We start from the raw sequence: 13,611 nt of genomic DNA, 5'->3' as shown, positions 1-13,611 counted from the left end.
CGGCTTACGCTCCACCGGGGTGGCCGCATTGCGCTGCTCAATGCGCAGCATCTTCCGGCCTTCTGGTGCCAGTGTCACAGTAGAGCTCCTTCGGGGGTTGCAACTAGGGCGTCTTCATTCTTGCGCAGTTCTTCAGTGATCCGCGAAACGAGGTCGGCCGGGGTCACGTCGCGGCCGATCTCCCGGGCGATGGTGGTCACCCCGGCATCGGTGATTCCGCAGGCGATGATCTGTCCGTACGGGGCGAGATTGTTGTTGCAGTTGATGGCGAACCCGTGCATGGTCACACCCTCGTGGACCCGGATGCCGATGGCCGCGATCTTGCGATCGGGGCCCTTGTCATCCTCGGTGATCCAGACTCCGGCACGGCCCCTGATCCGGACGGCGTTGATGCCGTAGTCCGCGAGGACAGCGATGATCACGGCCTCGAGCCGCTCGACGTAGTCCCGGATTCCGGCCTTGTTCTTCAGCTTGATGATGGGGTAGCCCACGAGCTGGCCGGGGCCGTGCCACGTCAGCTTGCCGCCGCGGTCCACCGCGACCACGGGGGTGCCGTCAAAGGGGCGCTCGTGGTCCTCCGTCCGTTTACCTGCGGTGTAAACGGCGGCGTGTTCGAGCAGGAGTACTGTGCTGGGGGCCTTGCCGGCCAGGACGTTCTCGTGGATTTCGCGCTGGAGGTCCCAGGCGTGGGTGTAATCCACAAATTCCGGGGCGAGACCCAGCTGTGTGAACTCAAGAGTCATGGCATCCAGCTTAGACCCCGGGGGCAATCCTGCCCGCGACTGTGCCCAAGCTCTCATCGGGCCGGGGCAGGCCGCCCTCTTCTCGCAGCGCCCTGTGGATAACTTCTGCAGGATGCTTCCGTTTCCGGTAGTCATTAAGCCATGGACGAGGTGGGGCAGGACGCTGAGTATTCCGCCGGCGAACCGACAGTGGCCGGCTACCAGGTGAGCCGCTGGCTGGGCCGTGGCGGGAGCGCCGGGGTGTGGCTGGTGACCGAGGAAGCGACCGGCCGGATGCTAGCCCTGAAATGCCTGGGGGCAGGCGCTGGCCGGCGTGCCGCCGAGTCCGGAACCATTCCTGAGCAAGACCTCCGCCGGGAGATCCTGATCATGTCCGTCCTTGACCATGAGCACCTGGTCAAGGTCCACGACGTCGTTCGGATCGGTGAACCCGGTAACAGCAGGTTGGGGCTGCTCATTGACTATGCCGCCGGGGGTTCACTGGGTCAGCTCGTCCACGCCCGCGGAAGGCTCAGCGTCGGCGAGACGGTGACGGTCCTGACGCCCATCGCGCAGGTTCTCAGCTACCTCCACGGCAGGGGATTCACCCACTCGGACGTCTCACCGGGAAATGTGCTGTTTTCCGCGCACGGCAAACCGCTGCTCGCAGACCTCGGCGTGGCGCGGATGGTAGGGGACCCCTCCGGCGTCCCGGACCTTGGCACTGACGGTTTCACCGATCCCGCGCCGGTGGATGCCGTCCGGGCCGGACTCCAGCCCGAACGCGACGTCTATGCGGCGGCCGCGCTCGGCTGGTACTGCCTCACCGGCGAGCCACCCCTGCCGGCAGCCGACAGGCCTCCGCTTTCGGTGCTCGTCCCGGACGTTCCGGCCGAACTAGCGGCGGCCCTGGAGGCGGGACTGAGCGAGGACCGCAGGCGGCGGCCGGCAGCCGGCGATCTCGCCACCGCCATCTACCGCAGCGCCCGTGCCGTCCCCGTGGACCTGTCCCGCTCTGTGCACGCGACGGTTCTGCCCGAACTGCTGACGCGCCGGCAGGGTCCGCCGTCCGGTGGCCCTCACCGGGAACGCGTCCTGGCCTGGGGGCGGCGTCTGTCCACTTCCCCGCTGATTCTGGCCGCCGGGCTGCGGCGTGGAGGTGGCAACGCCGTCGGGCAGTCCCGGAAGCCGGTGCCGGCTGCCGCCGGCTTTCCTGCCGCCGACGCGATGGCCGAAGTGACGGGGCCGGAGCAGCCCGCCGGGCCGCGCCGCCGTGCCAGGCGGGCCGCGACGGACGGCCAGTACTTATCCTCCAGGCGGGCCGTCACCGAAAGTCCGGCCCGTCGTCGTCGTCGTCGCAGAGTCGCCATGGCGGGCATTCTCACGGCACCCGCCCTGGCCGGGGCGTTCCTGCTGGTGCCGTGGGTTCCATTGCCGCACGATTTCGCCGGAAGCCAGACCGGCCGCCCGCAGGTGGTCCATACTGCTCCGGCCGCCGGACCCGCTCCGGGATCGGCGACAGTTCCGGATGCCGTGCGGAACCAGCTGCGGTCGGGGAGTCCCGCTGAAGCGGTCACGGGACTCGCTTGGCTGCGCTCGATGGCCCTCAGGGAGGGAAAGCCGGACCTGCTGGCAGAGGTCAATGCACGCAACTCTCCGGCGGCGGAGGCCGACGGCAGGATCAGCGCACGGCTTCAGGATTCCGGAAGCGTCCTGGCCGGGTTCAGTACCAGCGTCACCTCGGTCCGGACCCTGCCGGAAAGCACGGGGACGAGAGCGGTGGTTGCGGTGACGTCGGCGACGTCTGGTTACGAGGAACGGCTGGCCAACGGCACGGTGGTTGCCGTCAGCCGTCCCCAGCCGGGGCTAAGGCTGCGCTTGGTCCTGGTGGCCGAGAACGGCATCTGGCGGATTGCCGACATTCTGCCGGCGGGATGAACCGGTGTCCGGTTTCAGGAGCCGCCTGCCACCCAGCGTGCGGCATCCCGGACTGAAGGGTGCTGCCAGGTGAACCCGTTGCCCTGCAGTAGCGCGGGTTCCATCCGCTGGCTGGCGAGCAGGAGCTCGTCGGCCAGCTTGCCCATGACGAGCCGCAGCGCGGGCGCCGGTGCACGGAGGAGTGCAGGACGGTGGAGCGCCGCGGCGAGTTCGGCCACGAGAGTGTTGACATCCGCGGCTTGCGGCGCTGCGACGTTGACCGGGCCGGAGAGGCCGGACGTCAGGAGGAAAGCGAAGGCGGAGGAGAGGTCCGGAAGAGTGATCCACGGCCAATACTGGCGGCCGTTGCCGAGGGGGCCGCCAAGGCCCGCCCGCAGCAGCGGCAGAAGCCGACCGAGCGCGCCGCCGGACCTGCTCAGCACCACGGCCGAGCGGGGCGTCACCACCCGGACGTCCGCTGGCGCCTCGCGGGCTGCAGCCTCCCACTCAACGCAGATCCGTGCCATGATGCCGGCGCCGGCCGGTGACTCCTCCGTGACCAAGGCCTGCCCGGCGTCGCCGTAATATCCGGAGCCCGACTGGCTGATGAAGACTTTCGGCGGAGCGTCGAGGTGGCGCATGGCGGCCGTGAGCGTCCGGGTGGGATCCAGCCGTGAGCGGAAAAGTTCGTCGATCCGGTGTCGCGTCCACGGCCTGTCGCCGATGCCGGCCCCGCAGAGGTTGATGACGGCGTCGGCACCCTCAAGGGTTGCCGGGTCAAGGCTGCCCGCCGTCGGATCCCAGCGGACCTCGGCCGTCGATTTGGACGGCCGCCGGACCAGCCGGGTGACGTCATGTCCGTCCGAAATGAGGCGCGAGGAGAGATCGGATCCGATGAGCCCCGAGGAGCCGGCCATGACGATGCGCATGATCCATCTCACCATGCCCCGGCACGGTATAGCACCTGCCGGAAGCCTGTGTTGACTTTGACTATGATCGAACGATGACCTCTTCGAGCTACTTCCGATTCCCGCATGTTCACGGCGATCTGGTCACATTTGTGGCCGAGGACGACGTCTGGATCGCACCGCTCGACGGCGGCCGGGCCTGGCGGGTCTCTTCGCTTCAGCTGCCCGCCCGCAATCCCCGGTTCACCCCCGACGGCAAGCGGCTGGTCTGGACAGCGGTGCAGGGAACGGCGCCCGAGGTTGTCATCGCTGATGTCGACGGCGGCGGATACCGTCAGCTGACCTTCTTCGGGCACAGCACCACAAGGGTCAAGGGCTTCACGCCGGCGGGGGACATCGTGGTCACCAGCGCGTTCCGGCAGGCGGAGAGCCGCCACACGCATGCCTACCGGCTGTCCACCGACGGCGGCTGGGCCGAGGAACTCCCGTTCGGACCGGTTGAATCGGTGGCCTTCGGGCCTGAGGTCGGGGACGAAAAGCCGGTGGTCGTGGGCAGCGTCCTCTCCCGCGAACCAGCCTGGTGGAAGCGCTACCGCGGCGGCACCGCCGGGAAGCTGTGGATCGACGCCGACGGAAACGGCGAATTTGAACGGCTGCTCCCGGACGTGGACGGCAACCTCTCCGACCCCATGTGGGTCGACGGGCGGATCGCGTTCCTTTCGGACCACGAAGGCTACGGCAACCTTTACTCTGTACTGCCGGGCGGCGGAGACCTCCGGCGCCACACTGACCACGAAGACTTCTACGTGCGCCACGCGTCCACCGACGGCAAGCGGATCATTTTCGAATCCGCGGGCGAGCTGTGGATCCTTTCCGACCTCGCGTCCGAGGCCATGCGGCTGGACATCAAGCTCGGGTCCGCCTCACAGGGCAGGCGTCCCGCCATGCTCAAGGCCGCCAAGCACCTCGGCGACGTCCGACCGGACAGCACTGGGGCCGCCTCCGCCGTCGAGGCTCACGGCACCCTCCACTGGCTGCGGCACAAGGACGGCCCGTCCCGCGTGGTCGAAGCCACTCCCGGCGTCCGCGCGAGGCTTCCGCGTCCCCTTACCGGCGGCCGCATCGCCTACGTTGCCGATCCTGATGGCGACGAGGCCCTCTTCATCAAGGAGATCGCCCCGCAACTGGAAGTCCAGCCGGGCATGCCGGATTCCCCGGCGGAACCCGACACGGCGCAGTCTGACACGTCGCCATCTGAGACGGCCCAAGCAGAGCCCGTAGCCTCCGGCATGGACCTGCCCCTGCCCGTGTCCGCGGCCGGACTTGTGGGCCACGGCTCCGGGCTGACGGTGGCCGAGGGGCAGACGGCGGCCGACGACTCGACGGCGGATGTCGCTCCCGCCGCCAAGACGCAGGACCAAGCCGCTCCGCCGGCCGGCACGGCAGCCGAACCGGCACCGGCGTCCCTGAAGATTTCCTTCCCGAAGCCCTCCCGGGCCAGCGCCATGGAGGCGAGCCCCGACGGCCGCTGGGTGGCGGTGGGCACGGCCTTCGGCGACGTGTTCCTCGCTGATACCCGCGACGGAACCGTCACCGTTGTGACGAGCATCGGCGACGGCAGCATCGAAGACCTTTGCTGGTCGCCGGACTCGGCGTGGCTGGCGTGGTCGGAGCCGGTGACGTCCTTCGGCTCACGCAGCCGCCTGCGGCTTGTCCCGGTCACCGGCGGGAAGTCCGGGATCGTGGAGGTGACCGACGGCCGCTTCCGCGACGAATCGCCGTCGTTCACGCCGGACGGGAAGTTCCTCGCCTTCCTGTCCAACCGCAGTTTCGATCCCGTGTACGACGGACACTCCTTTGACCTGTCCTTCCCCAGCCCCATCAAGCCGTACCTGGTGGCGCTGGCCGCCGACACAGCATCGCCGTTCGGTCCCAGCGTGGACCTTTCCGTTGAAACGGACGCAGGTCCCGCCAGCGCAGAAGAACAGGCCGGGCAGCCTGCGCCTGTCACGGTGGATGCTGAAGGACTGTCCCACCGCGTCATCAGCGTGCCGGTCCCGCAAGGCAACTACTCGGCACTGACGGCCACCGAAAACGCCCTGCTGTGGCTGGACAGCCCCCTCTCGGGCGTGACGGGTGACGGCAAGGCCAGCCTTGAGGACAAGAACGCGGCGCCCGGTTTGGTCAGGTTCGACCTCGCCAAGCGGAAGACCGCCACGATCGTTGAGGCGCTCGACAGCTACCGCCTCTCCGGCGACGGGAAGAAAGTGGTGCTGGTTCACGACAAGCAGGTCCAGGCGGTCCCCTCCGATGCGAAGGCGGATGAGGAGTCCGGCCAGCTCGTCAAGGTTGACCTGACGCGGATCCGCGTGCTGATGGACCCCCTCAGGGTCTGGGGCCAGGCCTTCGATGAGGCATGGCGGCTGCAGCGCGACTTCTTCTGGACCGAGGACATGGCGGGCCAGGATTGGGCTTCAATCCACAAGCGTTACCGGCCGCTGGTGGACAGGCTGGGCTCGCACGACGACCTCGTGGACCTGCTGTGGGAGCTTCACGGCGAGCTCGGCACATCCCACGCCTACGTCCGGCCTGCAGCCGCGACGGAGAACGGCAGCAACGGCCAGGGACGCCTCGGCGCCGATCTGGCGTTCACGGGGGAGGGCTGGGAGATTCTCCGCATCCTTGCCGGCGAATCCTCTGATCCGCTGGCAACGTCGCCGCTGACCCGCCCCGGAGCCCACGCCAAGGCGGGTGACGTCCTGCTCGCGATCGACGGCGTGCGGCTGACGGAAACGCTCACGCCCGCCATGCAGCTGGTCGGCGCCGCCGGCCGCGCCGTGGAACTCACCATCCGCAACGGAGCCGGTCACGGCACGGCCGCAGGAGCCCAGCGTCGCATCGCCGTCGTTCCCATCAAGGACGAGGAACGGCTCCGGTACCAGGACTGGGTGGCCGCTAACCGGCGCACCGTCCGGGAGGCCTCAGGCGGCAGTTTCGGGTACCTCCACGTCCCTGACATGATGGCCAACGGCTGGGCGCAGCTCCACCGCGATCTGGACACCGAAACGGCACTGGACGGGCTGATCGTTGACGTGCGCCGCAACCGCGGCGGGCACACCTCCCAGCTCGTGGCCGAGTTGATCGGGCGCAAGGTGACGGGCTGGAGCATGCCGCGCGGCGAGAAGCCGCGAACCTACCCGCACCACGCACCGCGCGGGCCGGTCATCATCCTGGCTGACGAATTCGCAGGTTCCGACGGCGACATCATCACCCAGGTGTCGAAGCTCCGCGGGATCGGCCCGGTGATCGGGACCCGCACGTGGGGCGGCGTGGTCGGCATCGACAGCCGCTTCACGCTGGCCGACGGCACCGGGGTGACCCAGCCGCGGTATGCCACCTGGTTCGGCGGCGGCGTGGGCTGGAGCGTCGAGAACTATGGTGTTGCACCCGACATCGAAGTCACGTTCCCGCCGCACGCCTACGCGGCAAAGCGCGACCCGCAGCTGGAATACGGAATCGGCGCCCTCAAGGAAATGGTGCAGGAGCTTCCCACAGACCGGCCGCCGGCACGCGAAGGGTACCGCCGGCTGCGCCCGGAGCCGCTGCCGGCCCGCAAGCCCGCGGACGGCTGACCGCCGGCGCTGTCTGATCCGCAGAAAGGCCCTGTTCCCGGTCTGGAGAATCCAGCCGGGAACAGGGCCTTTTGCGCACGGCTCCGGCCGCTCAGCAGCCGGGGCGGAAAATCAGGACGCGGCGAGCGTGGCGTCCAGCGTGATGTCGATGCTGGCGAGGGCGCCGGAGACCGGGCAGCCGACCTTGGCTTCGCCTGCGATCTTCTGGAATTCCTCTTCGGAAATGCCGGGGACCTTGGCGTTCAGGGTCAGGTGGCTGCCGGTGATGCCGGTGCCCGGCTTGAACGTGACGTCCGCCTTGGTGTGCACCTCTTCCGGGGTGTGACCGGCCTCGGCCAGCGCGTGGCTGAAGGCCATGGAGAAGCAGGCGGAGTGGGCTGCGGCGATCAGCTCTTCGGGGCTGGTCTTGCCTTCTGAAGCCTCGGTGCGGGCCTTCCAGGTGACCTCGTAGGTGCCCAGTCCCGAGCTGTCGAGCGTCGTGTTGCCGGCACCCGTCATCAGGTCGCCGTTCCATACAGTGTGTGCGGTGCGTGTTGCTGCCATGTCCACTCCTTAGCTTGGGTTCACATCAGGACCTGGCTGACGCCCGATCCTTCTTGCACAATCCTAGGGATTAGCCGGCGCCGGCGCACGGGTTGTCCGCTGTCAGAGGATTATGACCGGGCTCCACGACGCCGCCGGGCGCAGGTCGGGGGCCGCCGGGCGCAGCGGTCGGAACGCGGTTGTCGGAAACTCAGTTATCGGAACTCAGTTGTCGGAACGCCAGGAACGACGACGGCGACGCCCCCGCGGAGGGGGCGTCGCCGTCGTCGTCATGAGGGCAGGTGGGCTGTCAGTTCCAGAGGGTGGCGATTGCCACGTTCAGCAGCGCCAGGCCGCCGACGCTGTGGGCCAGGCCCTTGCTGATCGGCTCGTCCTTCTTGTATTTCCGGCTGCCCAGGAAGGCCAGCACGCCGACAGCCAGGGCGACGGCGAACTTGATGCCGAGCTTAAAGTAGTTGGCGTCCATGTCCAGCGCAGGAATCAGGCCCATCATGACGATGCCGGTGATGATCTGGAGAGCCGCGCCGTCAAACTGCCGGGGGTGGACGGTGGGCTTCTTCATGTTGCCGATCCAGATGCCGACGATCATGGCGGCGCCGACGATGTGCAGGAAGACCATGATGTTATAGACGATTATCATGGCATCAGTCTAGCCAGATGATTCTACGCTTCGTAGTAAGCCCGGGCGCGGGTCGGAATGCAAAGACCCGGCACGAAAAACGGCGGCAGCCGCCCGGTCCGCCGGTGGTCTCCCATCGTGTCCCGGACGGCCGCCGCCGTCGAAATTCCTGGAGCCTAGAGTCCCAGATCCGCTTCGAACGCGCCCTCTTCAAGGCGGGCCTTGAGCGTCTGCAGGAAGCGTCCGGCGTCCGCGCCGTCCACCAGGCGGTGATCGTACGTGAGCGACAGGTACATCATGGAACGGATGGCGATGGAGTCGTCACCGTTCTCGTCGGTGACCACCACGGGGCGCTTGACGATGGCGCCGGTGCCGAGGATGCCGACCTGCGGCTGGTTGATGATCGGGGTGTCGAACAGCGCACCGACCGAGCCGATGTTCGTGATGCTGAACGTGCCGCCGGAGAGCTCGTCCGGACCGATCTTGGCGTTGCGCGTGCGGTCCGCAACGTCGGCGATCTTGGCTGCCAGGCCAGCGAGGTTCAGGGTGCCGGCGTCGGAAATGACCGGAACCAGCAGGCCCTTGTCAGTGTCGACGGCGATCGCCAGGTGCTCGGCGTTGTGGTAGGTGATTTCCTGCTTGTCCTCGTCGTACGCAGCGTTGACCTTGGGGTGCTGCTTCAAGGCTTCGGCGACAGCCTTGGCGATGAACGGCAGGAACGTGAGCTTGACGCCGTTCTGGGCCTGGAACGAGTTCTTGGCCTTGAGGCGGAGTTTGGCCACCCTGGTCATGTCCACTTCGTGCACCTGGGTCAGCTGGGTGGAGATATCCAGCGACTCGCGCATGCGGCGGGCAATGACCTGGCGGATACGCGGGGCCTTCTGGGTGGTGCCGCGCAGCGACGATGCCGCAGCCGACGGAGCGGCGGAAGCGGCAGCGGGGGCTGCAGGGGCTGCAACCGGAGCTGCCTTCGCCTCGGCGGCGGCAATCACGTCCTGCTTGCGGATGCGGCCGCCCACTCCGGTGCCGGTAAGGGAGGAGATGTCCACGCCCTGCTGGTTAGCGAGCTTGCGCACCAGGGGAGTGACGTAGCCGGACTCGCCGCCAGCGGCAGGAGCCTCCGCCGGAGCAGCCGCCGCGGCCGGAGCCTGGGGAGCGGGAGCCGCTTCTTCCTTGGCCGGAGCCGGGGCAGGCGCCTCGGCCGGCTTCTCGGGGGCAGCAGCCGGTGCCGGAGCCTCGGCCTGCTTCTCGGGCGCAGCGGCCGGAGCCGGTGCTGCGGCAGGGGCAGCAGCACCGGAGCCGATGACCGCGAGGACGGAACCCACCTCGGCCGTTTCATCTTCGTTGACGCGGATTTCCTGGAGCGTGCCGGCGACCGGCGACGGGATTTCGGTATCCACCTTGTCCGTGGAAACCTCAAGGAGCGGCTCGTCCACTTCGACGGTGTCGCCAACGGCCTTGAGCCAACGAGTCACGGTGCCCTCGGTGACGCTTTCGCCCAGGGCGGGGAGGGTCACTTCGTGGCCTTCGCCGGACGCAGCAGGCGCCTCTTCGGCGGCCGGTGCCTGCTCGGCGGGTGCTTCCTCGGCAGGTGCCTCAGCCGCGGGAGCTTCCTCAGCTGCGGGAGCTTCCTCAGCAGGTGCGGCTTCAGCGGGGGCGGACCCGCCGCCCGAGCCGTCACCGATGCGGACCAGCGGAGCACCAACTTCTGCGGTCTCGTCTTCGGCAACGAGGATTTCCTCGATGACGCCGGCGATCGGAGAGGGGATTTCAGTGTCTACTTTGTCGGTGGAGACTTCGAGCAACGGCTCGTCCACCTCTACCCGGTCACCTACCTGCTTGAGCCAGCGGGTGACGGTTCCTTCGGTGACGCTCTCACCGAGGGCGGGCAAGTTAACGGATTCAGACATGTCGTCCCCGTTCTCCTTATTAATGTTGGTGCGGATGATTGCTGGCTTGTTCGAGCTTAGTGCACCCTGCGGATCATGCCGGGTGCACTAAGCCCTGTTGTTTGCGGAGCTGCTTAGCCGTGGAGGGCCTTGCCCGCGAGGGCGAGATGGGCTTCGCCCAGCGCCTCGTTCTGAGTCGGGTGGGCGTGCAGCAGCTGGGCCACATCCTCCGGGTAGGCTTCCCAGTTCACGATCAGCTGGGCTTCGCCGATCTGCTCACCCATGCGGGAGCCGATCATGTGGACGCCGACGACCGGGCCGTCCTTCTGGCGGACCAGCTTCACGAGGCCGCCGGTGCCCAGGATGGAGCTCTTGCCGTTGCCGGCGAGGTTGTATTCCTGGGTCTCGACCTGGTCCTCGCCGAACTTTTCCTTGGCGCCCTTTTCCGTGTAGCCGACCGTGGCGATCTCGGGCTCGCAGTAAGTGACCTTGGGGATGTTGACGTCTTCGACGATGACGGGCTTCAGGCCCGCAATCTCCTCGGCAACGAAGATGCCCTGCTGGTAGCCGCGGTGGGCCAGCTGGACACCGGGAACGATGTCGCCGACGGCGTAGACGTTACCGACGCCGGTGTGCAGGCGCTCGTTGGGGATGACGAATCCGCGGTCAATGGTGATGCCGGCCTCCTCGTAGCCAAGGTTGGCCGTGACCGGGCCGCGGCCAACGGCCACCAGGAGAAGTTCGGCTTCAAACGTCTTGCCGTCAACGAGGGTGACCTTGACGCCGTTGTCGTCCTGCTCGACGCCCTGGAAGAAGGTGCCGGTGGAGAACTTGATGCCGCGCTTCTTGAAGGCCCGCTCCAGGTTCTTCACGATGGTGGCGTCTTCGTTCGGGACCAGCGAGGGCAGGCCTTCGACGATCGTGACATCCACGCCGAACGACTTCCACACCGAAGCGAATTCGACGCCGATCACGCCGCCGCCCAGGACGATGACGCTCTTCGGGATGTAGTCCATGGTCAGCGCTTCGTCCGAAGTGATGACGCGGCCGCCGATTTCCAGGCCGGGAAGCGACCGGGAGTAGGAACCCGTGGCGAGGACGATGTTCTTGCCCTTGTAGGCGGTGCCGTTCACGACGACGGTGTCGGTGCCCTGGAGCTTGCCTTCACCCTCGATGACGGTGATGCCTTTGGACTTGATGAGGCCCTGCAGTCCCTTGAACTTGCCGGCGACGATTCCGTCCTTGTAGGCGTTGACGGCCGTGATGTCGATGCCGTCAAGGGTGACGTTCACGCCGTACTTGGCGGAGTCGCGGGCGTGGTCGGCCAGTTCGGCTGAGTGCAGCAGCGCCTTGGTGGGGATACAGCCGTTGTGCAGGCAGGTTCCGCCGAGTTTGCCCTTTTCGACGAGGCCGACGGTGAAGCCAAGCTGAACGGCCCGGAGGGCTGTGGCGTATCCGCCGCTGCCGCCACCGAGTACCAGGATGTCGAATTCTTGCGCAGTTGCCTGATCGGCCACTTAGACGCTCCCTCGCGTGAATGATGACACGAGAGTACGCATCATCTGGTCTTGGAACTTGCTCTGCGTGATTATGCCAGCAGGCCGGTTCCCTTTCATTTGTGACTACCGAGGTTCACCTTAGCGAACCACTTATCCATGCTCCACCTTGCCGCGACGTTTGTGGAGCGCTTGTGTCGAGTGTCACGCGGCTGTGTGGCGGGCGGATCAGCCGCCCGTCACACAGCCGCGCCACCGGTCAGGCCACGGCCAGGAGATCCTCGACGTAGGCCACCAGGGTGCGCACCGTGCAGCCGGTGCCCTGTTTGGGGGTGTAGCCGTATGGCGCGCCGTTGTTGAAGGAGGGGCCCGCGATGTCGATGTGCGCCCAGGGGATCGGCTGGCCGTCCTTGCCTTTCCCGACGAACTCCCGCAGGAACACCGCCGCGGTCATCATGCCGCCGTGCCGCTCGCCGATGTTGGCAAGGTCCGCCACCTGCGAGTCGAGGCTGGGCCGCAGCTCCTCCGGCAGGGGCATGGGCCAGATGAGCTCGCCGGCACGGTCCGCCGCCGCCTTGAGCGGACCGGTGACGCTGTCCGTACCCATGACGCCGGCCGTGCGGTTTCCGAGGGCGATCAGCTGTGCGCCTGTCAACGTGGCAACGTCGATGATGGCGTCCGGGTATTCCTGGCTCGCAGCGACAATGCCGTCCGCCATGACCAGCCGGCCCTCGGCGTCGGTGTTAAGGACCTCAACGGTCTTGCCGCCGAACATCGTGAGGACATCGGCCGGGCGGGACGCCGCGCCGGAGGGCATGTTCTCCGCGATGCAGAGCCAGGCGGTCGCCTTCACCGGCAGGCCCAGGCCCGCGAGGGCCAGCACTGTATTAAGGACGACGGCGGCTCCCGCCATATCGCTCTTCATGTCACCCATGCCCAGGGCCGGCTTGATGGAGATGCCCCCGGTGTCGAACGTGATGCCCTTGCCCACCAGCGCGATCTTCCTGGTGGCCTTGGCCGGCGCGTACTCCACCTTCACGAGGCGGGGCTGGCGGGCAGAGCCCTTGCCGACGCCCATGATGCCGCCGAAGCCTTCCTTCTCAAGGCGCTTCTCATCCCACACCGTGACCTTGACCGGCAGGCCCTTGGACAGTTCCCTGGCGGCGTCGGCGAAGGATTCGGGGTACAGGTGGCTCGGCGGCTGGTTCACCAGGGAACGCGTGGCGTTGACCGCCCTGCCGAGGAGGCCGGCACGCTTGAGGACGGGCTCGAGCTCCTTGTTGCCGGCCAGCTCGGTGAAGATGGTGACCTTGCTGACCGGATCCTTGAGGCCGTTCTTGGAGGACCGGTGCTCCGTGAAGGAATAGGCTCCCAGCGCGGCGCCTTCGGCGACCGCAGCGACGTCGGCGACATCCGCCGTCGGAAATGCCAGCGTGACGGAGGGCAGCCCGGCGAGCTGGCGGACGGCGGAGCCCGCAGCGCGGCGCAGGGCCTCGCCCGACAACCGCTGGCCGTCGCTCACCTTACCGACTCCCGCCAGCACCAGGACGCCCGAGCCCGTTTCGGGGAGCCCGGGCAGGCGGACGGCCTGGTCCGCGGCGCCGGTGATGCCAAGAACCTTCAACGAATCGGCCAGTGCCTCGGCCGACTTGGCCGTCAGCGGATTCTCCAGCAGGACAGGACCGTCCGCCCCCTGGCCGACGCCGATGACAACTGCATCGCTGGCCGCCTTCTTCAGGTCCCGAGCAATGGCACTAAGGTTGATTTCAGTATTCTTGACCACGAGGATCAGTCCTCAATTCTCTGTGATTTCGGGCAGGAAATGCAGGTAAGGCGCCCTGCCATGGGTACCCGGCCGCCGTCCGTGTGGGAGGCCGCCGGAAGC

The 13,611-nt window shown here is 67.5% G+C and carries 9 protein-coding genes; 2 read left to right on the top strand and 7 right to left on the bottom strand.

What is annotated here, in order from left to right:
• Window positions 1-74: 74 nt before the first annotated feature.
• Window positions 75-743 carry a lipoyl(octanoyl) transferase LipB gene (gene lipB / locus CXQ90_RS14965; protein ID WP_104140170.1) on the bottom strand — a complete coding sequence of 223 codons (669 nt, stop codon included), beginning with the start codon at window positions 741-743 and terminating at the stop codon, window positions 75-77.
• Between the two features lie 141 nt (window positions 744-884).
• On the opposite strand from lipB, the gene CXQ90_RS14960 reads away from it, so the two are divergent.
• Window positions 885-2,660, top strand: coding sequence for a serine/threonine-protein kinase (locus CXQ90_RS14960; RefSeq protein WP_104140169.1), 1,776 nt, complete (start codon window positions 885-887; stop codon window positions 2,658-2,660).
• 14 nt (window positions 2,661-2,674) lie between these two features.
• Here CXQ90_RS14960 and CXQ90_RS14955 read toward each other — a convergent pair whose 3' ends face one another.
• Window positions 2,675-3,568 carry a TIGR01777 family oxidoreductase gene (locus CXQ90_RS14955; protein ID WP_104140168.1) on the bottom strand — a complete coding sequence of 298 codons (894 nt, stop codon included), beginning with the start codon at window positions 3,566-3,568 and terminating at the stop codon, window positions 2,675-2,677.
• Between the two features lie 74 nt (window positions 3,569-3,642).
• Here CXQ90_RS14955 and CXQ90_RS14950 point away from each other — a divergent pair, with 74 nt between their 5' ends.
• Window positions 3,643-7,179, top strand: coding sequence for a S41 family peptidase (locus CXQ90_RS14950; RefSeq protein ID WP_104140167.1), 3,537 nt, complete (start codon window positions 3,643-3,645; stop codon window positions 7,177-7,179).
• Window positions 7,180-7,290: 111 nt separating this feature from the next.
• Here CXQ90_RS14950 and CXQ90_RS14945 read toward each other — a convergent pair whose 3' ends face one another.
• From CXQ90_RS14945 to CXQ90_RS14925, 5 genes are all read right to left on the bottom strand, one after another.
• Window positions 7,291-7,722 (bottom strand): OsmC family protein, encoded by a 432-nt coding sequence (locus CXQ90_RS14945; protein ID WP_104140166.1) that lies wholly within the window; start codon window positions 7,720-7,722, stop codon window positions 7,291-7,293.
• 289 nt (window positions 7,723-8,011) lie between these two features.
• Entirely contained in the window at window positions 8,012-8,362 is a 351-nt protein-coding gene (locus CXQ90_RS14940; RefSeq protein WP_104140165.1) for a hypothetical protein, read from the bottom strand.
• A 155-nt stretch (window positions 8,363-8,517) separates the two neighbouring features.
• A complete protein-coding gene (sucB, locus tag CXQ90_RS14935) occupies window positions 8,518-10,251 on the bottom strand; it encodes a 2-oxoglutarate dehydrogenase, E2 component, dihydrolipoamide succinyltransferase (RefSeq protein WP_104140164.1) in 1,734 nt (577 codons plus the stop codon).
• A gap of 113 nt (window positions 10,252-10,364) precedes the next feature.
• Entirely contained in the window at window positions 10,365-11,747 is a 1,383-nt protein-coding gene (gene lpdA / locus CXQ90_RS14930; protein ID WP_104140163.1) for a dihydrolipoyl dehydrogenase, read from the bottom strand.
• A 238-nt stretch (window positions 11,748-11,985) separates the two neighbouring features.
• Window positions 11,986-13,509, bottom strand: a complete 1,524-nt coding sequence (locus CXQ90_RS14925; protein ID WP_104140162.1) for a leucyl aminopeptidase — start codon at window positions 13,507-13,509, stop codon at window positions 11,986-11,988.
• Window positions 13,510-13,611: the final 102 nt, after the last annotated feature.

Source organism: Arthrobacter sp. ZGTC131, assembly GCF_002929275.1.
Classification (GTDB): domain Bacteria; phylum Actinomycetota; class Actinomycetes; order Actinomycetales; family Micrococcaceae; genus Arthrobacter.
Note: the sequence above shows the minus strand (reverse complement) of the source record. Positions and strands in the feature narration are given on the sequence as shown.

Coding starts and splice junctions, on each gene's coding strand:
- lipB (WP_104140170.1), bottom strand. CDS start 743: ATGACTCTTGAGTTCACACAGCTGGGTCTCGCCCCGGAATTTGTGGAT.
- CXQ90_RS14960 (WP_104140169.1), top strand. CDS start 885: ATGGACGAGGTGGGGCAGGACGCTGAGTATTCCGCCGGCGAACCGACA.
- CXQ90_RS14955 (WP_104140168.1), bottom strand. CDS start 3,568: ATGCGCATCGTCATGGCCGGCTCCTCGGGGCTCATCGGATCCGATCTC.
- CXQ90_RS14950 (WP_104140167.1), top strand. CDS start 3,643: ATGACCTCTTCGAGCTACTTCCGATTCCCGCATGTTCACGGCGATCTG.
- CXQ90_RS14945 (WP_104140166.1), bottom strand. CDS start 7,722: ATGGCAGCAACACGCACCGCACACACTGTATGGAACGGCGACCTGATG.
- CXQ90_RS14940 (WP_104140165.1), bottom strand. CDS start 8,362: ATGATAATCGTCTATAACATCATGGTCTTCCTGCACATCGTCGGCGCC.
- sucB (WP_104140164.1), bottom strand. CDS start 10,251: ATGTCTGAATCCGTTAACTTGCCCGCCCTCGGTGAGAGCGTCACCGAA.